The organism is Lentzea kristufekii (assembly GCF_033949925.1).
In the GTDB taxonomy this organism is placed as follows: domain Bacteria; phylum Actinomycetota; class Actinomycetes; order Mycobacteriales; family Pseudonocardiaceae; genus Lentzea; species Lentzea kristufekii.
The window spans coordinates 232,749-254,336 of record NZ_JAXAVV010000001.1 but is presented as its reverse complement, the minus strand read 5'-3'; the positions used below and the strand labels follow the sequence as shown (position 1 = coordinate 254,336).

The following is a 21,588-nucleotide window of genomic DNA, read 5'->3' as shown; positions in this document are numbered from 1 at the left end:
TCCAAGGAACCGAAGCGCTTCGGGCTGAGCAACTGGGACGCCAGGTACACGCCGTACCTGATCATTGCGCCGTTCTTCCTGGTGTTCGGCATCTTCGGGCTGTACCCGCTGGTGTACACGGCGTGGGTGTCGCTGCACGACTGGCAGCTGATCGACGGCAACCAGGGATTCGTCGGTCTCGCCAACTACGTCGAGCTCTTCGGCGACTCCAAGTTCTGGAACGCGCTGTTCAACACGCTGAGCCTGTTCGTGCTCTCGACGGTGCCGCAGCTGCTGGCCGCGCTCGGCCTCGCCGCGCTGCTGGACCGGGGTCTGCGCGGCAGCGCGTTCTGGCGGGCGGGCGTGCTGCTGCCCAACGTCATCTCGGTCGCCGCGGTGGCGCTGGTGTTCGCACAGTTCTTCGGCCGCGACTTCGGCATCGTGAACTTCCTGCTCGGCTTCGTCGGCATCGACCCGATCGACTGGCGCGCCGAGACGTGGGCGTCGCACCTCGCGGTGTCCACCATGGTCATGTGGCGCTGGACCGGGTACAACGCGCTGCTGTACCTGGCGGCGATGCAGTCCGTGCCCAAGGACATGTACGAGTCGGCCACGCTGGACGGCGCCGGTCGCTGGCGGATGTTCTGGTCGATCACCGTGCCGTCGATCCGTCCCACGATCCTGTTCACCGTCGTCACCTCGACGATCGGCGGTCTGCAGCTGTTCGCGGAACCGGCGCTGTTCGACCCGGGCTTCGCCGCCAACAACTCCACCGGCGGCTCCGACCGGCAGTTCCAGACGCTGGTGCTCTACATGTACGAGAAGGGCTTCCGGTTGTTCGACGCCGGCTACGCGGCCACCGTCGCGTGGATGTTGTTCGTGGTCGTCCTGGTGGTCGCGATGATCAACTTCACGCTGACCCGGCGCATCGCGGGCAAGGGGTGATCGAGTGAAGAACGCCAAGGCAGGGCCGCTGCTCTACGGGTTCCTGGTCGCCGTGCTCGCCGCGTCGATCTTCCCGCTGTACTACTCGTTCATCGTCGCGTCGAAGGACAACTCGGTCCTCGGCGAGAAGGTCCCGCCGCTGGTTCCGGGCGGCAACCTGGTCGAGAACATCACCCGCGTCTTCGACACCGTCGACTTCTGGCTCGCCATGCAGAACTCGTTCATCGTGGCGTCGAGCGTGGCGATCTCGAACGTCGTGCTGGGCACGCTGGCCGGGTTCGCGTTCTCGCGGCTGCGGTTCAGGGGCCGCGACTCGCTGTTCCTCGTCGTGCTCGGCACCGCGATGGTGCCGACGCAGCTCGGCGTGATCCCGCTGTACATGCTGATGTCCGACCTCGACTGGTACGGCACGCTGCAGGCGGTCATCGTGCCGGTGCTGATCGGCTCGTTCGCGGTGTTCTGGATGCGCCAGGCGTGCGAGGAGACCGTGCCGTACGAGCTGATCGAGGCCGCGCGCATGGACGGCTGCTCGGTGCTGCGGACGTTCTGGCACGTCGGGTTCCCGGCGGTGCGGCCCCAGGCCGCGGTGCTGGGCATGTTCACGTTCATGACGGCGTGGAACGACTTCTTCTGGCCGTTGATCGTGCTTGACCCCAACGACAGCCCGACGGTCCAGGTCGCCCTGTCGACGCTGGCCAGCGGGTACTACACCGACTACTCCCTGATGCTCGCCGGCGCCTCCATCGCGGTGCTGCCGGTGATCGCGATCTTCGTCCTGCTGTCGCGCCAGATCGTGGGCGGCATCATGCAGGGCGCGCTAAAGGGATGAACCTCAGCAGGGATCAAGCCACAAGGATGTGAATGTATGACGACCGACTCGGACGTCGAGGTCGGGCGGGAGGTGCTGACCTTCCCGCCGGACTTCCTCTGGGGAGCGGCGACCGCGGCGTTCCAGATCGAAGGCGCGACCACGGTGGACGGCCGTGGCGCCTCGATCTGGGACACGTTCGCCGCGACGCCCGGCAAGGTGCTGGCCGGTGACACGGGCGACCCCGCCTGCGATCACTACCACCGGTACCAGTCCGATGTGGACCTGATGAAGTCCCTCGGGCTGGCCTCGTACCGGTTCTCCGTCGCGTGGCCCCGGATCCAGCCCAGCGGCAGCGGCCAGGTCGAGGAGCGCGGGCTCGCGTTCTACGACCGGCTGGTGGACTCGTTGCTGGAGAAGGACATCCAGCCGCTCGCCACGCTGTACCACTGGGACCTGCCGCAGGTCCTGGAGGACTTCGGCGGCTGGCGCAACCGCGACACCGCCTACCGCTTCGCCGAGTACGCGGCCATCGTGCACGAACGGCTCGGTGACCGGGTGCAGGCCTGGACCACGCTGAACGAGCCGTGGGTCTCGGCGTTCCTGGGTTACGGCAACGGGATCCACGCGCCGGGCATCACCGACGCGGTGGCGTCCCTGGAGGCGGCGCACCACCTGCTGCTGGCCCACGGGCTCGCCACGCAGGCGTTGCGCGCGCAGGCACCGGAGTCGCACCGGCTGTCGATCGTGCTCAACTTCAGCACGATCTGGGGCGACGACGCGGAGGCCGTCCGCAAGGTCGACGGCCTGCAGAACCGCATCCTGCTCGACCCGGTCCTCGGCCGCGGCTACCCGCTCGACGTCCTGCAGGACACGACGTGGCTGGGCGACTGGACGAACGTGGTCCGCGACGGGGACATGGAGACCATCGCGACCCCGATCGACTGGATCGGCGTGAACTACTACAACCCGACCCGCGTCGCGCCGGCCGACCCGGACTTCGTGCCGGCCGGTCCGCACGCGGGCCTGCGCGGTGTGACCATCGAGCCGCCGCAGGGCGAGCTCACCGGGTTCGGGTGGGAGCAGAACGCCGACGCGTTCACCGAGCTGCTGGTGCGCCTGTCTCGCGACACCGCCGGGGTGCCGCTGGTGGTCACGGAGAACGGGTCCGCGTTCCCGGACGCCGTCGACCCGGCGGGTCGCGTGCACGACGTCAAGCGGACGAAGTACCTGGTGGACCACGTGCGCGCGGTGCACAGGGCGATCTCCGAGGGCGCCGACATCCGCGGCTACCTGGCGTGGTCGCTGCTCGACAACTTCGAGTGGGCGGCCGGGTACTCGCAGCGGTTCGGGATCGTGCACGTCGACTTCGAGACGCAGCAGCGCACGGTCAAGGAGAGCGCGGCCACGCTGGCCCGGATCATCGGGCAGAACGGGCTCCCCGCGCACGGTTACACCGTTTAGCCGACAGGACGGGCCGAGGGGGCCTTGGCGCTCTCACCTGCGGATACTTCTGTCCACAGGTGAGAGCGCTCTCTCGTTCAGCGCCTGCGCAGGACCCTCGGGTCGGCGTGCAGGTTGTCTCCGAGTTTGATGGTGATGAACTCGTTGTCGTCCGGCTTGCCCGGCGTGCGGCCCGACGACGACGGGAAGTTGTTGTCGTTGAGCACCGCGATCGTGCGGTCGTCGAGGATCGTGACGTCCTCGATCGTGACGAACGGGAACCTGAACGGATCCGCCTGCCCGCCGACGTGCTTCGGGTTGGCGAGGTTCAGCAGGTCGGCGACCAGCGTCTTGTCGAGCTTGCCGTCTTCGTTCCTGTCGCGCTTGTCGGCCAGGTAGACGCGCTTGACGATCGCGTCGGCGCCCTGGGCGCTGTCCCGCTCGATGATCAGCAGCCGGTTGTCGTCGACCGCGACGGCGTCGCCGATGGCGAAGTTCGGGTCTTCCAGCTGGTAGCGCCAGGTCCTGCCGGTGAAGCTGTTGCTCGCGATGTCGAACTCGTTGAGCCGCAGCGTGCCCGGTGCGTCACCGGCGACGGTGCCCTCCAGCAGCGCGTTGATCCTCTTGCCGTCCGGCGAGAGCGTGATGCCCTCGAAGCCCTTGCTGCCACCCAGGTTCGGGTTGCCGGCCGGATTCTCCGGGGCACGCACGCCCGGCAGCGGCGCCGGAGGTGCCATCAGGCGACCGGCCCGGTCGAAGTGCAGCAGGTACGGGCCGAACTCGTCGCCCATCCAGTACGTGCCGTCGGCGCCGCGCGTGACCGACTCGACGTCGATGTCGGCGCCGGTGATCACCCGGTCCTGCCTGGTCAGCGGGAACGGGATGTGGCCGTTCGGGTCGGTCAGCGTGACGCCGCCGAGCACGTCGACGGTGTTCCTCGCGAAGTCGGGCGCGATGCGGTGGATGCGCAGCAGGAAGTCCGCGCTGTTGGCCTTGGTGCCGTAGCCGTTGTCGGAGATGGCGTCGAACGTGCCGTCGCTGTTGCGGACGAGACCGCTGAAGCCCTGGATCGGCTGGTCCGCGAACGGCGGCGTGACCCCGTTGATCGGGGCCGTCCCCAGTGCCGCGCCGCTCGGTTCGCTGCCGGGCAGGTAGGTCTCCGCCGGGAGGGAGGCGAAGTTCGTCAGCGTGGCCTGCCTGGGAGCCTTCTGGCCGGGAGCGGCGGTGGTGGGCGTGGCCAGTGCCGTGACGGTGAGCAAAGTGAGGCCTACGGCCAGTGTTCTCCTCATGCGGCGACCCTATGACGAGCGTTTTACCCGTGGTTCGCCTCGCGGCAACAACTTCCATGAACTCTTGACGTCATGACGACGACCTGGCGCCTGCGCTTCGAACTCAGCGACAGCCCCGGCGCGCTCGCGCGCGTCACCGTCCGGCTGGCCTCGGCCGACTGCAACGTCCTCGCGCTGCACGTGATTCCCGTGCCCGGAGGGGTGCTGGACGAGATCGTCGTGCGGGCGGCTCCGGGCGTGCTGCCCGCGGACCTCGTCGAAGCGGTGCGCAGCGAGGGCGGCAAACGCGTCGGGATCACCCGCGCCGACCTGCGCGACCTCGTGGACCAGCCGACCGCCGTGCTGCGCGCCGCGCGGATGGCGCTCACCGACCCGGAACAGACCGCCGACGCACTCCGCCAGGTGCTGGCCGCCGACTCCGTGACGGTCGGCGAGGCAGCCGACGGCCAGGTCCAACTGGGGGAGTGGGCGGCCCGGCGCGGCTGGGCTCCCTTCACCCAGGTCGAACTCACGCGCGCCCAGGCGTTGCTCGACCTCGTGGACGCGCCGGCGCCGTCGATGCGGGCGGTGATCAGCGACGACGGCGCGGCGCTGGTCCTGCGCCCAGGGGCCGACGCGGACGAGGACGCCGTCGCCGCCCTGCACTCCCGCTGTTCCATGAGGACGATGTTCAACCGCTACCACTCGGGCATGCGCACCGTGCCCCGCCGCTGGCTGCACCGCCTGCTCAACCCGCCGCGCGGCACCACGGTCCTCGGTCAGTGCGGCGACCAGGTCGTGGCCCTGGGACAACTCATCCACACCGGCACACCGGACTGCGCCGAGGTCTCGTTGTTGGTCGAGGACGCCTGGCAACGCCGAGGCGTGGGCGCGGCACTGCTCGGTGCCCTCGCGTCGGACGCCCGCGCGGCCGGGTTCACGGAGCTCGTCGCGTGGTGCCTGCCCTCCGAAACCGCCCTGGTTCGCACGGCCGCGCGAGCTGGCCTCGCCACCACGACACGCCGTGAAGACGGACTGCTCCGTGTTTCGATCACGCCTCGCGGGCGTGCCCTGAAGACGCCGGAAGCCGTCGAGGTCGCCGAAAAAACACGATGAACAGCGCGGAAACCCTCCTCGGAGATCCTTTGGGGCTAAGCTGCTTAGCGGATCAAAGGTTTTCATCGAGGAGTGGTGGTGCTCGTGTCCAACCACGCGCGTCCGACGTTGGAAGACGTTGCCGCGAGGGCAGGGGTTTCCCGCGCGACAGCGTCAAGAGTGCTGAACGCGTCGCCGCGCGTCAGCCCGGAGGCGCTGGAAGCGGTCAACGCCGCAGTAACGGCGCTGGGCTACCAGCCGAACCGCGCCGCCCGCGCGTTGGTCACCCGTCGCACAGGCGCCGTGGCCGTGCTGTTCTCCGAGCCGGAGCCCAAGATCTTCGACGACCCGCACTTCGCGCGCCTGATCCGTGCGGGGGCACGGGCACTGGCCGACGTCGACGTGCAGATGGTCCTCATGCTGGTGCACTCGCTGGACGACCAGGCGCGTGCACACCGGTTCCTGGCCGGCGGTCACGTCGACGGTGCCCTGGTGTTCGCACCGCACCGCAACGACGAGCTGGTCTCGATCGTGAAGAAGCTGCCGCTGCCCGTGGTGTACGCAGGCAAGCCGTGGGGGTCGTTGCGGGGGATGCACCTCGTGGACAACGACAACGAGGGCGGCGCCGTGCTCGCCACCGAGCACCTCAAGTCGCTCGGCCGCAAGAAGATCGTCCACGTCTCCGGGCCTTTGGACGAACTGTCCGCCATAGACCGGTTGAACGGGTTCAAGTCGGCCATGTCGTTGGACGACAAGGGAGTCGCCCGCCTCACCGAGGACGGTGGGTTCACCCGGGAGGGTGGGCGCAAGGCCATGTCCGCGTTGCTGGCTCGGGTGCCTTCGCTTGATGCCGTCTTCGTGGCTTCCGACCTGATGGCGGCTGGGGCGCTGGAGACGTTGAACGAGGCTGGGCGGCGGGTTCCCGAGGATGTCGCCGTGGTCGGGTTCGACGATCATGTGGCCATTGCCGAGCACACTTCTCCGCCGTTGACTTCTGTGCGGCAGGATTCCGATGAGCAGGTCAAGGTGATGGTCGAGCACCTGGTGAAGCTGCTTCGGGATGAGACTGTGAAGAAGAAGCAGCAGATGTTGCCGACTGTGTTGGTTCGGCGCGAGTCTGCCTGACGCACGCTTAGGCGCGTCGGTTTCGTAGGTGGTCGCCTTGCGGGCGGCGGCTTGCGTTGCGTGCGTTTGCTGAGGGCTCTGCCCTCAGGCTCCCGGCACTCCCAAAGGAGCCGTCCCACGCCGCGCGCGGGTAGATGGCACGCCTGTTGCTTTGGGCGGCGTGCTGTTGCGTAGGTGGTTGCGTTGGGTGGTGGCTCCCCCGTCCAGCGCACCGGAGTCGGCGCGGCAAAAGCTCAGGAGCGCTAGACGAGGGAGCCACCACCGCTCCCTTGAGGATTGACTGCTCGCCTGCGGCAGCGCTTGGATCGGACTGCTCGCCTGCGGCATCGCGCGATTGTGTGTCCGTGCCAGCCCTGGCGGTCCGAGTCCCATCCAGCCTCATCGCTGCCGGCATCCGCCCGCGGTCTCAGCCTCGTCATCGCGGGACTGTCAGACCTCGCCGCTACCTTGGGACGCGGGGGAGCCGAAACGCGAGGGGACCCCTGCGCGAGCCTGCGCTCCGGCGGCTAGTTGCCCATGTTCTTGCAGGTGGGCGGCGGGAGTGGGTTCAGCGGGCTGCACGGCCAGCCCGACGACGAAGTCGGTGGCGTCGTCGTTTGCGCCGGAGGGGGTGGGGGCTGCGCCGGGTTCGTCGCCGCTGGGGGTGGCGTGGTGGTCTTTTGTGGTTGCTGCGTGTTCGGGGCCGAGCTGGTGGAGCTCGATGGTGCGCTGCTGCTCGGGGTCGAGCTCTCCGTCGAGCTCTGCGGGGTGCTGGGGGTGGACGAGATCCACGTGGATGCCGGGGTTCTGCTCAGCGGGTCTTCGCCGGCCGCTCCGTGGAGCGCCATGCCTACCAGCACGCCGAGCAACGCTGACCCGAGCACGGCGGAGCCGCCTGCGGCCCACAGTGCGCGCACAGCAGTCCTCCTCTAAATGCTCACGGTGTGAAGTCGGGCGGTCACTCTCTTCGGCAGATTACCGGCTGGGCCGGTCGCAGGAGAACGCTCACCTGGATGCCTTATCGGCTCCTTGACGGCCCCGGTTGAGTGATCGCTGTCACTGAACTGTGATGCGGGCGAGTACCAAACTGGCACCGGAAAGGCCTGCCACCAGCACGGTTCCGGTCAAATGCCACGTCGGAGCGTCACCCGTGCAGGTGAACACCTCGGTGAAGCGTTCCGTGGAGCAGGTGACGAACGGGACCGACGAGAGGGCGATCGAGGAGGCTGCCACGCCGCCCAGCAGTGCGGAGCCGAACGTGCGCATGACGGGGAACGCGGCGTTGGCCGTGCCCATCGCCGCGATGGCGAAGAGCAGTGGCACCGGTCTGGGGAACAGGCCTGTCAGCGCGCAGCCGATCATCAGGACGCCGAGCACGGCCTGGCCGATCCTCGCCTGTGTCGCCACGGCTTGGCACCCTAACAACTCCGTAAGCTCTTTTCGGTCCGGTTTGCGCCAGTATTTTCGGTATGCGCCATCGTCGATTCCTGATCCCTGTCTCAGTTTTCCTGGTCGTCGCTCTCGGGGTCGGGCTGTACCTGTTCCAGCCGTGGCGGCTGCTCACGGTTCGCGAAACGCGCGACGCGTTGCTCGTGCCCCCGGCAACTGTTCAGTCGACCGCTCCGTCCACGCCGCAGTCGACCGCTTCCAGTGCGCCCGCGCCCGTTGCGAAAACGCCCAAGGAGGTCGCGGCCGGCGAGTGGCGCTCACTTGAGCACGCGACCACCGGTAAGGCAAGCCTCATCGCACTGCCTGGTGGCGGGCATTCGGTCCAGTTCGCTTCGTTGGACACGAGCGATGGTCCTGACCTGTACGTTTACCTCTCGCCGCACGCGTCGAGCTCGTCGGAGAAGACGTTCGGTCAGGGATTCACGAGCCTGGGCAAGTTGAAGGGAAACCGCGGCGATCAGGTCTACGAAATTCCGTCGAGCGTCGACGTGTCCGCGATTCGGAGTGTCGTGATCTGGTGTCAGAGGTTCAGCGCGGGGTTCGCGGTAGCGCCGCTGGAACAAGCCTGAAACATCAAGACCGGACGGCTCTTTCACCATTGACTTTCCTGGTCTAGACCACATAGCGTCTGCGGACACCACATCGTCCCTTGCCGGCGGACGTGCGCAAGCCCCGTTGGCGAGGAGCACGGCTCACTGGTGGGCCCACTGCGGCGGTGACGCGGCTCGAACTCTCCCGGAGCCGCGCCACCGCCGGTGGCGTTTACTGTGGGTCGTGCACACCAGGACCGTGGCGATCCACTACGTGCGTGCGGCGCTCCGCGCGTGCCCGGAGCCGTCCGCCGTCCTGCTCGGTGCGGGCATCCCCCAGAGTCTTCTCGCGGACGACCGTGCGCGCGTCACGCCCGCGCAGTACACGAAGTTCATCCAGACGCTCTGGGAAGTCCTCGACGACGAGTTCATGGGCTTCGGGCCGCGGCCGTCCAAGCGCGGCACGTTCGCGATGATGTGCCTGCTCGCCGTGCACTGCCCGGACCTCGAATCGGCGCTCAAGCGCGGCCTGGCCTTCTACGCGCTCTTCGACGAGCCGCTGGAGCTGTCGCTCGACGGCGGCCGCTTCACGCTGCACGTTCCCGGCGACCCCGACCACTTCCTCACCGAGTCGCTTCTCGTGCTGTGGCACCGCTTCTCGTCGTGGCTCATCGGCCGCCGCATCCCGTTGCAGGGCGCGGAGTTCGGCTATCCGGAACCGGCGCACGCCGCCGAGTACCACCTGATCTTCGGGTGCCCGCTGCGGTTCGGCGCGCGCGTCACCACGATCGCCTTCGACCCGAAGTTCCTGCGCATGCCCGTGGTGCAGGACGAGGCGGCGCTGAAGCGGTTCCTGCGGCACTCGCCGGCGGATCTGCTGTCGCGGCGCGACCACGGCGCGGACACGTCGGGGCACGTGCGGCGGCTGCTCGGGCGCGGGGTGACCGGGCTGGAGGCCGTGGCGGCCCAGCTCGGGGTGTCGGCGCCCACGTTGCGCCGGAGGCTGGCGGCCGAGGGGACGTCGTTCCGCGAGGTGCGCGAGCAGCTGCTGCGCGACCAGGCGGTGGCCTCGCTGGTGCGGGGCGGGGAGTCGGTCGAGGAACTGGCGCTGCGCCTCGGGTTCTCCGAGGCGAGCGCCTTCCACCGGGCCTTCAAGCGCTGGACCGGGTCCTCGCCCGGCTCCTACCGCGCCTAGAACTTGTCGCGCTCCCGCAGTGAAGCCGGCGGGCGGAACCGCTCCCCGTACGTGTCGGCGAGGTAGTCCGCGCGTTCCACGAACGCCTGCACGCCGTAGGAGTTGATGAACTGCAGCGTGCCGCCGCTCCACGGCGCGAAACCGAACCCGAAGATCGAGCCGATGTTCGCGTCCGCCACCGACGTCAGCACGCCCTCGTCGAGGCACCGCACGGTTTCCAGCGACTGCACGAACAGCAACCGGTCACGCACGTCCTGTTCGGACACTCCGGCGTCGGCCTTCGCGTACCGGGTCGTCAGCTCGGGCCACAGGAACTTCCTGCCGCCCTCGGGGTACTCGTAGAAGCCGGCACCGGTCGACTTCCCGCTGCGGCCCAGCGACACCATCTCGCGGATCAGGTCGTAGGCCGGGCTCTCCGAGACCAGCGACGGGTCGTCGGCGAGCGTCTGGTCGTGGATCTTCAGCTGCAGCGACAGCGTCACCTCGTCCGACACCGCCAGCGGGCCGACGGCCATGCCGGACTTCTTCGCCACGTTCTCGATCAACGCCGGCGCCACGCCCTCGGCCAGCATCGTGATCGCCTCGATCACGTACGTGCCGAACGTCCGCGAGGTGTAGAAGCCGCGCGAGTCGTTGACCACGATCGGCGTCTTCCCGATCTGCCGCACGTAGTCGAGCGCGCGCTGCAGCGTCTCCTCGGACGTCTTCTCGCCGCGGATGATCTCCACGAGCCGCATCTTCGGCACGGGCGAGAAGAAGTGCAGGCCGATGAACCGCTCCGGCGCCGTCACCGCCGACGCGAGGCCGGTGATCGGCAGCGTCGAGGTGTTGGACGCGATCACCGCGTCCGGCAACGCCTTCTCCTCGGCCGCGGGCAGCACCTTGTTCTTCAGCTCGCGGTTCTCGAAGACGGCCTCGATGATCAGGTCGCAGCCCGCGAGGTCGTCGTCGGAGTCGGTCGGCGTGATCCCTTCCAGGCCCTGAGCGCCCTTCTGGGCACCTTCGAGGCTGACGTCCTTCAGGACCACCTCGATGCCCGCCTTCGCGGACACCTCGGCGATTCCGGCGCCCATCATGCCCGCGCCCAGCACACCGAGCTTGGCCACGCGACGACCCGTGGCGGACGCGCGGCCGTTGACCTCGTTGAGGTTGAACCAGAACGCCGTGATCATGTTCTTGGAGACCTGGCCGGAAGCCAGTTCCACGAAGTAGCGGCCCTCGATCTTCAGCGCCGTGTCGAAGTCGACGTAGGCACCTTCGACGGCCGTCGCCATGATCTTCTCCGGCGCCGGGTACACGCCGTGCGACTTCTTGCTCAGCACGGCCGGAGCCGCTGCGAGCAGGCCGTAGCTGTTGGGGTCGCCGAACTTCAGGTCCGGCACGCCCGCGCCCTGCACGTCCCACGGCTGCGTCGGCGCCGGGTTCGCCTTGATCCACGCGCGGGCCTCGGAGATCAGCTCCTCGCGCGTGTCCACGACCTGGTGCACGATTCCGGCCTGCAGCGCGCGTTCCGGCCGCAGCTGCTTGCCCTCCATGAGCAACGGCAACGCCTTCTGCACGCCCAGCAGGCGCACCATGCGCGTGACGCCACCGCCGCCGGGCAGCAGGCCCAGCGTCGCCTCGGGCAGGCCGACGCGGATGCTGTTGTCGTTCAGCAGGATCCGGCGGTGCGAGGCCAGCGCGATCTCGAAACCGCCGCCGAGCGCGGTCCCGTTGATCGCCGCCACGACCGGCTTGCCGAGCGTCTCCAGCCGTCGCAGCTGCGACTTGAGCTCCTCGACGCCTTCGAGCGCCTGCGAGGCGTTCTCCGGCGTGATCGCGATCAGGACGTTCAGGTCGCCGCCGGCGAAGAACGTCTTCTTGGCGGACGTGATGATCACACCGGTGATGTCGTCGCCTTCAAGACGGGAGACCGCGTCGCCCATCAGGCCCCGGTACTCGTCGTTCATCACGTTGGCGGAGCCGGACATGTCCATCGTCAGGGTGACGATGCCGTCGGCGTCCTTGTCGTAGTGGAACGGCATGCCTCAGACCCTCTCGATGATCGTCGCGATACCCATGCCGCCGCCCACGCACAGCGTGGCCAGGCCGCGGCGCAGGTCCCGGCGCTCCAGCTCGTCCAGCAGCGTGCCCAGGATCATGCAGCCGGTGGCGCCGAGCGGGTGGCCCAGCGCGATCGCGCCGCCGTTGACGTTGACCTTGTCCTCGGGGATGTCCATGTCGCGCAGGAACTTCAGCACCACCGACGAGAACGCCTCGTTGACCTCGAACAGGTCGATGTCCTCGACCGAGAGTCCCGCCTTGTCCAGCGCCTTGCGCGCGGACGGCGCCGGTCCGGTGAGCATGATCGTCGGCTCGGTGCCCACGACGGCGACGGACACGATCCGGGCGCGCGGCGTCAGGCCGAGGGCCTTGCCCGTCGCCGCCGAACCGATCAGCATCGCCGCGGCGCCGTCGACGATCTGCGACGAGTTGCCGGGCGTGTGCACGTGGCTGATGCGTTCGACGGTGGGGTAGCGGTCGATCGCGACGGTGTCGTAACCGAGGTCGCCGTGGAACTGGAAGCTCGGCTTCAACCGGCCCAGGGACTCCACAGTGGACTCGGGGCGGATCGTCTCGTCCTCCTTGAGCACCACCGTGCCGTTCTGGTCGACGACCGGCACGACGGACCGCTCGAACCGGCCGTCCTTCTGCGCCTCGAACGCGCGGGCGTGCGACCGGGCGGCCCACGCGTCGACGTCCGTGCGGGAGAAGCCCTCCAGCGTCGCGATCAGGTCGGCGGACACGCCCTGCGGGACGAACGACAGGTCGAAGTTCGTCTGCGGGTCGATCGCCCACGCGCCGCCGTCGGACCCCATCGGCACGCGCGACATCGACTCGACGCCGCCCGCCACCACCAGGTCCTCGAACCCGGACGCGACCTTGGCCGCGGCGAGGTTCACCGACTCGAGGCCCGACGCGCAGAACCGGTTGAGCTGCACACCGGCCGGGCGCTGGTCCCAGCCGGCGGCCAGCACCGCGGTCCGGGCGATGTCGCCGCCCTGCTCACCGAGCGGGGACACCACGCCGAACACGACGTCGTCCACCGCGGAGGTGTCGAGGGAGTTGCGTTCGGACAGCGCGCGCAGCACACCGGCAGCCAGATCGACGGGCTTCACGCTGTGCAGCGACCCGCGCTTTCCCTTGCCGCGCGGCGTGCGCACCGCGTCGAAGATCAAGGCTTCGCTCATGACACCACGCTAGGCCCGGCCTCGCGACCTGGCCATGACCGTGGAGGGTGACCGATTAGCTCAACAGGAACTCCATGTGCTCGGGTTCCTCGGCGTCCACGAACCCGAGCCGCTTGTACAGGCGTCGCGCCGGCAGGTTGTCGTCCCACACGCGCAGCCGCACCACCTTCCAGCCCTCCTCGGCCGCCCACGTCAGCACCGTCCTGACCAGGGCTTCCCCAACTCCTCGGCCGCGATGGCAGTCACGCACCCACATCGAGTAGAGGTAGAGGCCCTCGGGTTCCGCGGTGGCGGCGACCAGGGCGGCCGGACGGGGGTCGAGCACGACGAGCTTCAGGCCTTCCGCCGCGCGGGCACGCCACTCGGCCTCGCTGTACGTCTGCTCGCGGGCCAGCGTGGAGCCGAACTCCCCGGGGTCGCTGGCCAGTGCTTCCAGGCGGATATCGCGCCAGAGCTCCCAGTCGTCCGGCGTGACCTGGTGGATGTGCATACCCGGCAGTCTGTACGACCGGGGTGGGAATTTCGCTCAGTTTTTCCGGGCTGTGCAGGCGCGCCGGTCATGGCGTGGATCACCGCCCGGTGGTTTCGTGGACCTCATGGCAGAGCGTCGATCGCGGTGGATGGACAGTGACCTGGACCAGTTGCGCCAGCTCGCACGCACGTTCTTCGAAAAGGAGGTCACACCGCACGTCGAGCGCTTCGCCGAGCAGAAGCAGGTCGACCGCGAACTGTGGCGCAAGGCCGGTGAGCTCGGCCTGCTGTGCCTGAGCATCCCCGAGGAGTACGGGGGCGGTGGCGGCACCTTCGCGCACGAGGCCGTGTTGCTGGAGGAGCAGGCGCGCGCCGGCGACAGCGCGTGGGGCAACAGCGTCCACAGCGGCATCGTCGCCCACTACCTCAACTCCTACGGCTCCGAGGAGCAGAAGCAGCGCTGGCTGCCCAAGCTCGCGTCCGGCGAGTACGTCGGCGCGATCGCGATGACCGAACCCGGCGCGGGATCCGACCTGCAGGGCATCCGGACCAAGGCGATCAGGGACGGGGACGAGTACGTCATCAACGGCTCGAAGACGTTCATCACCAACGGCGTGCACGCCGACCTGGTGATCGTCGTGGCCAAGACCGACCCGGCGCAGGGTGCCCAGGGCATCTCACTGCTCGTCGTGGAGAACGACATCCGGCGCGGCCGTGTGCTCGACAAGGTCGGCATGAAGGGCCAGGACACCGCCGAGCTGTTCTTCGACGACGTCCGCGTGCCGGTCACGAACCTCCTCGGCGACCAGGAGGGCCTCGGGTTCATCCAGCTCATGCAGCAGCTGCCGCAGGAACGCCTGATCATCGGCGTCTGCTGCATCGCGGGCATCGAGGCGGCCGTCGACGTGACGCTGAAGTACGTGAAGGAGCGCACGGCGTTCGGCAAGGAGCTGATGAGGTTCCAGAACACCCGGTTCAAGCTCGCCGAGTGCGCCACCGAGGCGGCTGTGACCAGGGCCTTCATCGACGAGTGCGTCGAGAAGCACCTGAAGGGTGAGCTGGACGTCCCGGCCGCCGCGATGGCGAAGTGGTGGGCCAGCGACCGGTTGGGCAAGGTCGTCGACGAGTGCGTGCAGCTCTTCGGCGGCTACGGCTACATGAACGAGTACCCGATCGCGCGTGCCTGGTCCGACGCCCGCGTCCAGCGGATCTACGGCGGCACGAACGAGATCATGAAGGAAATCATCGCGAGGTCCCTGTGACCGGTCCCCTCGCAGGTCTTCGCGTCGTCGAACTCGCGGGCCTCGCGCCCGCGCCGTTCGGTGCCATGGTGCTCGCCGACCTCGGCGCGGACGTGATCCAGGTGCACAAGCCGGGGAGCGTGCCGACGATCCCCGGCGACTTCCTCGGCCGCAACCGGCGCTCGATCGCGATCGACACCCGCAGGCCCGAAGGCGCCGAGCTGGTGTTGCAGCTGGTCGAACGCTCGGACGTGCTGATCGAGGGCTTCCGGCCGGGCGTCACCGAACGGCTGGGCATCGGCCCGGCGCAGTGCCTCGCCCGCAATTCGCGCCTCGTATACGGACGTATGACCGGCTGGGGCCAGGACGGGCCCCTGGCCGACCGCGCCGGTCACGACATCAACTACATCGCCGTCGCGGGTGCCCTGGAGCCCCTCGGCCGGGCCGGCGGGCCGCCGTCGTTCCCGATCAACCTGCTCGGCGACTTCGGTGGGGGAGGGCTGCTGCTGGCCCTCGGCGTGCTCGCCGCGCTGTACGAACGCGAGCGCTCCGGACGTGGCCAGGTGGTGGACGCCGCCATGGTCGACGGGGCGGCGTTGCTGACCACGTTCCTGCACGGGATGCGGTCCGCGGGCATGTGGTCGGGCGGGCGCGGCGAGAACATGCTCGACGGTGGAGTGCCGTTCTACGACGTGTACGAGGCCGCGGACGGGAAGTACGTGGCGATCGGTGCGCTGGAGGAGAAGTTCTACGCGGATCTCGTGCGCGTGCTGGGGCTGGAGGACGCACCGTCGCGCAACGATCCGGCGAACTGGCCTGAGCTGCGAGAACGCATCGCGGCGGCGGTGAAGACCCGGCCGAGGGACGAGTGGGCCGACCTCGCGCGGGACACGGACGCGTGCCTGGCTCCGGTGCTGACCCCTGCCGAGGCGGCTCGGCATCCGTACAACGAGGCGCGCTCCACTTTCGTGGACGTGTCCGGTTCGCCGCATCCGGCGCCGGCGCCTCGCTTCGACCGCACTCCTGCGGCCGTTCCCACGGCCCCGGTTTCCGCCGGGGTGAACACCGGGGAAGTGCTTGCCGACATGGGTGTGGCGGACGCGCGCATTATGGAACTGCGGCGGTCTGGAGTAATTGGATGAATGTGCGGGTGTGCATTAATAACGCCACGAGGGCGTGACGGTGCGTGATGGGGGACGTTCGGCATCCGGGTGAGGGCCGGTGCAACAGTCTCTCTTCCAAGCTGTGGGATGCGAGGGGCTGCGTGTTCACCTCGTGCCCAGGACATCGGCGCTGCTGGCGCCCGTCTTTAGCCGCCATTCGGGTGACGTTGGCCGCTGTGCAGGCGTGCGCCGCTGGCAGAACCTCGGGGGAGTTTGGCGTGGTCGTTGTTCATCGCAAGGGTGAATGAGGGACCATGACGGGTGACACGGGCGGTCCGCCGCCCGACCTGTGAACCACACGGACGGAGAGGTACCTGTGAACCTCAAGAAGGTGCTAGTGCTGGCGGGCGTCGCGCTGGTGCTGTTCCTCCTGATCACCCAGCCCGAGCAGTCCGCCTCGGCGGTGCAGCAGGTGCTCGGCTGGCTGCGTCAGGGCGCGGAGTCGATCATCACCTTCATCAGGAGCCTCTTCGGCACGGCCACCCCGCTCAGCTAGTGACGGTCGGTGATCCTCGGCCGTCCGCGTTGAGCCGGATGGGTGGAATGAGGCCAATCACGCACTGGTAACGGGTGTTCTGGGGATTCAGGGTCTGGCGATTGTCAGACCTACCGAATACCTTCCGCTGCAATGGCCGATCCCCGACCGACGAGGAGGCACATATGGTCGAGGACTCCGGGGTCCACGAGCTGTTGCAGCAGTGGGCGGCTGAACGGTCTGATGACGCAGAGATGCAGGAGGTGAACCGGATCAAGAACGCATGGCTCGCGGAGGCTCCCCCCTCGGCGCCAGGCATCCCCGTGCAGCGGGGAGGCAGGAGCGGGTCGCGTGGCTTGGTCAAGGTCGACTCGGCGGATCCGGCCTACGTGGCCGCGATGCGCAAGCGGGCGCCGGAGGCACCCGAGGCACTGCTCGCCGCCGCGGCGAGCTACTGGCAGCTGGTGGGCGACGTCGCCGAGGCCGAGCAGTGGTGGGACGCGGGCATCAGCCCGTTGGACCAGCGCGCGCTCGACTACCGCGCGGCGGGCCTGTCTCCTGCCGACCTCGGTCGGCGCCTGGGACCGATGACGGTTCTCCAGCACCTTCGCCGCGGTTCTGCCGCAGCCTGGTGCGTCGCACGTCTGCAGAGGCAGCGCCGGGACGGCGTGGCGTAGTGGGGAACGGGGCTCCACGATTGGGGCCCCTATGTTCGCGGAACGCGCTCACGGAAATCGTTTCGCGTGTTCTATGGGGGCCAAGCCCCCACGCCCCAGCCGGGGGCGAGCCCCCGGACCCCCACAGGGTGGCCTCCGTGAGGAGGCCTCACCCAAGTAGTGTGGAAGTCGTGCGCGGCCTCCTTACTCCCCAGCGTGTGCTGATCGCGTTCGCCTGTCTGGCGGCGCTGGTCGCCTGTTGCGGGCTCGCGTGGTGGCAGTGGCAGCGCTTCGAGTCCGCCAGCGGCACGTTCCAGAACCTCGGTTACGTGCTCCAGTGGCCGCTCTTCGGCCTCTTCCCCCTCTTCATGGTGTGGCGTTTCCGCCGTTTGTCGCGCCAGAACCGTGACGCGGATCTCGCACCGGAGCCGGTTGCGCCCGCTCCCCGCCCGGTGGCTACCGTTGACGCCGTCAAACCCGCGCCTGTCGAGCACTTCGACGACGAAGAAGACGCGGAGCTCGCGGCCTACAACCGCATGCTCGCGGACCTCAACGCGCGGGACGGTCGTTGAGCGAAGGCGGGCAGATGAAGGGTGCGTTGACCCGGTTCAGGGTCATGGCTTACGTGGTCGGAGTCTTCCTGTTGCTCCTGGTCGTGGCCATGGTGCTCAAGTACGCCGCGGACATGGACGGCGCGATGAAGGTCGTCGGCCCGATCCACGGCTTCCTCTACGCCATCTACCTGGTGATTTCGGTCGACCTGGCGCTGAAGCTGCGCTGGTCGATCAAGGGCACCGCGCTGGTGCTGGTCGCCGGCACGATCCCGTTCCTGTCCTTCTGGGCGGAGCGCAAGGTGGTCGAGAAGACTGCGCAGGGCGTCCCGCTGTGACGTTTGGCCTGCTAGCGTCTGGGGCTGACAACTGAACACGGCCGTCGATGTCGCGCGGAAGAGACCCCTTTCGAAGGGGCGCCGAAGGAGCAATCCCTCCCCGGAATCTCTCAGGCACAGATACCGCACGACGAAGGCAACTCTGGAAAGCAGGCTCATCAGCAGCCTCGCCCACGGTGCAAGTCGCGCTCCGCGCGGCGAAGCTCTCAGGCTCATGACAGAGGGGGAGGCTCGCTCTAGTGAGGAGTCTCCGATGGACCGTGTCATTCTTCTGATGCCTCAGCCGGCCGCGTCCGGCTCTTCGGCGCACCCTGGAGGAGCGTTCTGATGTCCCGCCTCACGCCTCTGAACGCCGAGCACGAGCAGCTCGGCGCGATGTTCACCGACTTCGCGGGCTGGCGGATGCCGCTGCGCTACTCGTCCGAGCTCGCGGAGCACCACGCGGTGCGCACGACCGCGGGCCTGTTCGACCTCACGCACATGGGTGAGATCGTCCTGACCGGACCGCAGGCCGGTGAGGCCCTCGACTACGCGCTGGTCGGCCACATCTCGGCACTGGCCGTCGGCAAGGCGCGCTACACGATGATCACCCAGGCCGACGGCGGCGTGATCGACGACCTGATCGTGTACCGCCTGGGCGACCAGGAGTTCATGGTCGTCGCGAACGCCTCGAACGCTCTGGTCGTCGCCGAGGCCCTGGTCGAGCGTGCCGCCGGGTTCGACACCGTCGTCACGGACGCCTCGACCGACTACGCGCTGATCGCGATCCAGGGCCCGAAGTCGGTCGAGATCCTCTCCGGCCTGACCGAGACCGACCTGTCGACGGTCAAGTACTACGCCTCGTACCCGTCCACCGTGGCCGGTGTCGACGCGCTGCTCGCCCGCACCGGGTACACCGGTGAGGAGGGCTTCGAGCTCTTCGTCGCGCCCGCCGACGCGCCCGCGGTCTGGGCGGCGTTGCTGGCCGCGGGCGAGGCGCACGAGCTCAAGCCGTGCGGTCTCGGCTGCCGCGACACGTTGCGTCTCGAAGCCGGGATGCCCTTGTACGGCAACGAACTCACGACGTCGCTGACGCCCTACAACGCGAACCTGGGCCGCGTGGTGAAGCTCGACAAGCCCGGCGACTTCGTGGGCCGCGAGGCGCTGACCAAGGTCGCCGAGTCCGGGGTGGACTCGGTCCTCGTCGGACTGAAGACGCCCGAGCGCCGCGCCCCGCGCCACGGCTACGCGGTGCTCGACGGCGACGAGGTCGTGGGCGAGGTGACGTCGGGCGCGCTGTCCCCGACCCTCGGCTACTCCGTCGCCATGGCCTACGTGTCGAAGGCCAGTGCCGAGCCCGGCACCTCACTGCTGGTGGACGTCCGCGGCAAGAAGCAGCCGGTCGAGGTCGTCGCACTTCCGTTCTACAAGCGCGCCAAGTAGGGAGATCCTCCAGATGTCCGACCAGTTCAACGCCTCCCTCGCGGAGTACGACCCCGAGGTGGCCGAGGCCGTTGCGGCCGAGCTGGCACGCCAGCAGGGCACGCTCGAGATGATCGCCTCGGAGAACTTCACGCCCGTCTCGGTGCTGCAGGCCCAGGGCTCCGTCCTCACCAACAAGTACGCGGAGGGCTACCCCGGCCGCCGCTACTACGGCGGCTGCGAGCACGTGGACGTCGTCGAGCGTCTCGCCATCGAGCGCATCAAGTCGCTCTTCGGCGCCGGTTTCGCGAACGTCCAGCCGCACTCGGGTGCGCAGGCCAACGCGGCCGCGATGTTCGCTCTGCTCCAGCCCGGCGACACGATCCTGGGCCTGGACCTCGCGCACGGCGGCCACCTGACGCACGGCATGCGCATCAACTTCTCCGGCAAGCTCTACAACGTCGTGCCGTACCACGTCGCGGACTCCGACGGCCGCGTCGACATGGCCGAGGTCGAGCGCCTGGCGCAGGAGCACCGGCCGAAGCTGATCGTCGCCGGCTGGTCCGCCTACCCGCGCCAGCTGGACTTCGCCGAGTTCCGCCGCATCGCGGACTCGGTCGAGGCGTACCTGATGGTCGACATGGCGCACTTCGCCGGCCTCGTGGCCGCCGACCTGCACCCGTCGCCCGTGCCGCACGCGCACGTCACGACGACCACGACCCACAAGACCCTCGGCGGTCCCCGTGGCGGCGTGATCCTGTCGAACGACGCCGACATCGCCAAGAAGATCAACTCGGCGGTGTTCCCCGGCCAGCAGGGCGGCCCGCTGGAGCACGTGATCGCGGCCAAGGCGGTGGCGTTCAAGCACGCCGCCTCGCCGGAGTTCGCGGACCGCCAGCGCCGCACGCTCGAGGGCGCGCGGATCCTGGCCGAGCGCCTGTCGCAGGCGGACGTCGCGGCGGCCGGCGTGAAGGTGCTGACCGGGGGCACGGACGTGCACCTGGTCCTCGTCGACCTGGTCAACTCCGAGCTGGACGGCAAGCAGGCCGAGGACGTGCTGCACCAGATCGGCATCACGGTCAACCGCAACGCCGTGCCGAACGACCCGCGCCCGCCGATGGTGACGTCCGGCCTGCGGATCGGTACGCCGGCGCTCGCGACCCGCGGGTTCGGCGAGGTGGACTTCACCGAGGTCGCCGACGTGATCGCGGAGGCCCTGAAGCCGGGCGCGGCGATCGACGAGCTGCGTGCGCGCGTCGAGGTGCTGGCGGCGAAGCACCCGCTGTACTCCACGCTCTGACGCTGAACCACGAGGGGCGCCACCGGAAGATCCGGTGGCGCCCCTCGCGTTTGTGATCCGAGAGCGAAACGACGGGAACCCCGGCCCCTTCCCCAGGGCCGGGGTTTCACCATGTCAGGGTGATGTGTGTTTCAGGTGGACCGTCCTAATGGGATGCTGTGGGGTTAGGCGGCGGGTGCCGTGACGCCAGGGGGCAGGCATTCCACGTTGCGCTTGCCGTCAGGCTGGATCACGAACCAGGTACCGCCGACGCCCTGACCCTTCCAGGCACCCGGCTTCGGGTCCTGGGAGTAGGCGTACAGCGCCCAGCCGTCGATCGCGACCTGCTTCTTGCCGTCAGCGCGCGTGATCAGCGAGACCAGCTTCGAGTCGATGCCCTCGACCTGCGGGATCGTGTCCGCGAGGAGCGGAGGCCACGTCACTGCACACTGGTTGTTGCAGTTGGACTTGCCTTCCGGCTTCGGGGTGTCCTTGTCGAAGCGGTACATCGTGCGGCCGTCGCCGTCCTGGACCACGAGGCCCATCTTGTCGACGGGCTTGCCGACCAGCTTCAAGGAACTCACCGGAGCGGCGGCCGGGGGCTGCGCGGCGGGAGGCTGCGCGGCCGGGGTTTCCGGGGCCTGCTGCTGTACGGGGGCTTCGGGTGCCTGCGCGGGTTCCTGGAGTACCGGGGGCTGACCCACGTCGCCGTAGTCACCGAGGACGCCCAGGTCGGTTTCGGTTTGTGCCACCGGCTTGGAGTTCGTGCCACTGCCAGTGGCGCTCCAGACACCCAGACCCAGCACAACTGCCAGTCCCGCGGCGAGCCCGATGGCAATGCGGTTACGTCGGATCACACTCATGTCCTCCTCGTCCATCCGTTCGCTCTATCCAGGCCATACGGCCCGGGTTGCGTCTCGGTTCAGAAACGAACCGAACCTCGTCCCGTCTCGAACGTCTGGCGGAG

22 protein-coding genes and 2 riboswitches are annotated in these 21,588 nt (G+C 68.6%); of the genes, 16 read left to right on the top strand and 6 right to left on the bottom strand.

Features of this window, described 5'->3' with window-relative positions:
• The first annotated feature begins 24 nt into the window (after positions 1-24).
• From SK571_RS01280 to SK571_RS01270, 3 genes are read left to right on the top strand one after another with little or no spacing between them, the layout of a single operon-like run.
• On the top strand, positions 25-924 hold the full coding sequence (locus SK571_RS01280) for a carbohydrate ABC transporter permease (RefSeq protein ID WP_319982537.1): 900 nt from the start codon (positions 25-27) through the stop codon (positions 922-924).
• A 4-nt stretch (positions 925-928) separates the two neighbouring features.
• Positions 929-1,753 (top strand): carbohydrate ABC transporter permease, encoded by an 825-nt coding sequence (locus tag SK571_RS01275; protein WP_258948025.1) that lies wholly within the window; start codon positions 929-931, stop codon positions 1,751-1,753.
• A 36-nt stretch (positions 1,754-1,789) separates the two neighbouring features.
• Entirely contained in the window at positions 1,790-3,196 is a 1,407-nt protein-coding gene (locus SK571_RS01270; RefSeq protein ID WP_319982160.1) for a GH1 family beta-glucosidase, read from the top strand.
• Between the two features lie 77 nt (positions 3,197-3,273).
• On the opposite strand, the gene SK571_RS01265 is transcribed toward SK571_RS01270, so the two are convergent.
• The gene (locus SK571_RS01265; RefSeq protein ID WP_319982159.1) at positions 3,274-4,464 is read right to left on the bottom strand and encodes an esterase-like activity of phytase family protein; all 1,191 of its coding nucleotides are present in this window, start codon (positions 4,462-4,464) and stop codon (positions 3,274-3,276) included.
• Between the two features lie 72 nt (positions 4,465-4,536).
• Here SK571_RS01265 and SK571_RS01260 point away from each other — a divergent pair, with 72 nt between their 5' ends.
• The 3 genes from SK571_RS01260 (at position 4,537) to SK571_RS01250 (ending at position 7,575) form a co-directional block, all read left to right on the top strand.
• Positions 4,537-5,559, top strand: coding sequence for a GNAT family N-acetyltransferase (locus tag SK571_RS01260; protein ID WP_319982158.1), 1,023 nt, complete (start codon positions 4,537-4,539; stop codon positions 5,557-5,559).
• Positions 5,560-5,634: 75 nt separating this feature from the next.
• Positions 5,635-6,663 carry a LacI family DNA-binding transcriptional regulator gene (locus SK571_RS01255; RefSeq protein WP_406601930.1) on the top strand — a complete coding sequence of 343 codons (1,029 nt, stop codon included), beginning with the start codon at positions 5,635-5,637 and terminating at the stop codon, positions 6,661-6,663.
• 672 nt (positions 6,664-7,335) lie between these two features.
• Positions 7,336-7,575 carry a hypothetical protein gene (locus tag SK571_RS01250; protein WP_319982156.1) on the top strand — a complete coding sequence of 80 codons (240 nt, stop codon included), beginning with the start codon at positions 7,336-7,338 and terminating at the stop codon, positions 7,573-7,575.
• 123 nt (positions 7,576-7,698) lie between these two features.
• Here SK571_RS01250 and SK571_RS01245 read toward each other — a convergent pair whose 3' ends face one another.
• Positions 7,699-8,049 (bottom strand): hypothetical protein, encoded by a 351-nt coding sequence (locus tag SK571_RS01245; RefSeq protein ID WP_319982155.1) that lies wholly within the window; start codon positions 8,047-8,049, stop codon positions 7,699-7,701.
• 62 nt (positions 8,050-8,111) lie between these two features.
• Between SK571_RS01245 and SK571_RS01240 the strand changes: the two genes are divergently transcribed.
• Positions 8,112-8,660 carry a DM13 domain-containing protein gene (locus tag SK571_RS01240; RefSeq protein ID WP_319982154.1) on the top strand — a complete coding sequence of 183 codons (549 nt, stop codon included), beginning with the start codon at positions 8,112-8,114 and terminating at the stop codon, positions 8,658-8,660.
• 205 nt (positions 8,661-8,865) lie between these two features.
• A complete protein-coding gene (locus SK571_RS01235; RefSeq protein ID WP_319982153.1) occupies positions 8,866-9,816 on the top strand; it encodes an AraC family transcriptional regulator in 951 nt (316 codons plus the stop codon).
• On the opposite strand, the gene SK571_RS01230 is transcribed toward SK571_RS01235, so the two are convergent.
• The 3 genes from SK571_RS01230 to SK571_RS01220 are packed head-to-tail and all read right to left on the bottom strand — an operon-like array spanning position 9,813 to position 13,536.
• Positions 9,813-11,840 carry a 3-hydroxyacyl-CoA dehydrogenase NAD-binding domain-containing protein gene (locus SK571_RS01230; protein WP_319982152.1) on the bottom strand — a complete coding sequence of 676 codons (2,028 nt, stop codon included), beginning with the start codon at positions 11,838-11,840 and terminating at the stop codon, positions 9,813-9,815. The genes SK571_RS01235 and SK571_RS01230 overlap by 4 nt on opposite strands.
• A 3-nt stretch (positions 11,841-11,843) precedes the next feature.
• Positions 11,844-13,046: an acetyl-CoA C-acetyltransferase gene (locus tag SK571_RS01225; RefSeq protein ID WP_093597132.1), complete on the bottom strand. Its 1,203-nt coding sequence runs from the start codon at positions 13,044-13,046 to the stop codon at positions 11,844-11,846.
• 55 nt (positions 13,047-13,101) lie between these two features.
• Entirely contained in the window at positions 13,102-13,536 is a 435-nt protein-coding gene (locus tag SK571_RS01220) for a GNAT family N-acetyltransferase (RefSeq protein ID WP_319982151.1), read from the bottom strand.
• A gap of 106 nt (positions 13,537-13,642) precedes the next feature.
• Here SK571_RS01220 and SK571_RS01215 point away from each other — a divergent pair, with 106 nt between their 5' ends.
• The 8 genes from SK571_RS01215 (at position 13,643) to glyA (ending at position 20,642) form a co-directional block, all read left to right on the top strand.
• A complete protein-coding gene (locus SK571_RS01215) occupies positions 13,643-14,779 on the top strand; it encodes an acyl-CoA dehydrogenase family protein (protein WP_319982150.1) in 1,137 nt (378 codons plus the stop codon).
• Complete coding sequence (locus SK571_RS01210) at positions 14,776-15,900, top strand: CaiB/BaiF CoA transferase family protein (RefSeq protein WP_319982149.1); 1,125 nt, start codon at positions 14,776-14,778, stop codon at positions 15,898-15,900. Before SK571_RS01215 ends, SK571_RS01210 begins: the two co-directional genes overlap by 4 nt.
• A gap of 337 nt (positions 15,901-16,237) precedes the next feature.
• Positions 16,238-16,417: a hypothetical protein gene (locus SK571_RS01205; RefSeq protein WP_030476968.1), complete on the top strand. Its 180-nt coding sequence runs from the start codon at positions 16,238-16,240 to the stop codon at positions 16,415-16,417.
• Positions 16,418-16,581: 164 nt separating this feature from the next.
• Positions 16,582-17,073, top strand: a complete 492-nt coding sequence (locus tag SK571_RS01200; protein WP_090012227.1) for a transcriptional regulator — start codon at positions 16,582-16,584, stop codon at positions 17,071-17,073.
• Positions 17,074-17,270: 197 nt separating this feature from the next.
• Entirely contained in the window at positions 17,271-17,624 is a 354-nt protein-coding gene (locus SK571_RS01195) for a hypothetical protein (RefSeq protein ID WP_319982148.1), read from the top strand.
• A 14-nt stretch (positions 17,625-17,638) separates the two neighbouring features.
• Entirely contained in the window at positions 17,639-17,941 is a 303-nt protein-coding gene (locus SK571_RS01190) for a DUF3817 domain-containing protein (RefSeq protein WP_090067618.1), read from the top strand.
• A gap of 45 nt (positions 17,942-17,986) precedes the next feature.
• Positions 17,987-18,077, top strand: a riboswitch (glycine riboswitch).
• Position 18,078: 1 nt separating this feature from the next.
• Positions 18,079-18,169: riboswitch (glycine riboswitch) on the top strand.
• Between the two features lie 99 nt (positions 18,170-18,268).
• The gene (gene gcvT, locus SK571_RS01185) at positions 18,269-19,363 is read left to right on the top strand and encodes a glycine cleavage system aminomethyltransferase GcvT (protein ID WP_319982147.1); all 1,095 of its coding nucleotides are present in this window, start codon (positions 18,269-18,271) and stop codon (positions 19,361-19,363) included.
• Between the two features lie 13 nt (positions 19,364-19,376).
• Positions 19,377-20,642, top strand: coding sequence for a serine hydroxymethyltransferase (gene glyA, locus SK571_RS01180; RefSeq protein ID WP_319982146.1), 1,266 nt, complete (start codon positions 19,377-19,379; stop codon positions 20,640-20,642).
• Positions 20,643-20,806: 164 nt separating this feature from the next.
• Here the strand turns inward: glyA and SK571_RS01175 are convergent, their stop codons facing one another.
• Entirely contained in the window at positions 20,807-21,484 is a 678-nt protein-coding gene (locus SK571_RS01175; protein WP_319982145.1) for a COG4315 family predicted lipoprotein, read from the bottom strand.
• Positions 21,485-21,588: the final 104 nt, after the last annotated feature.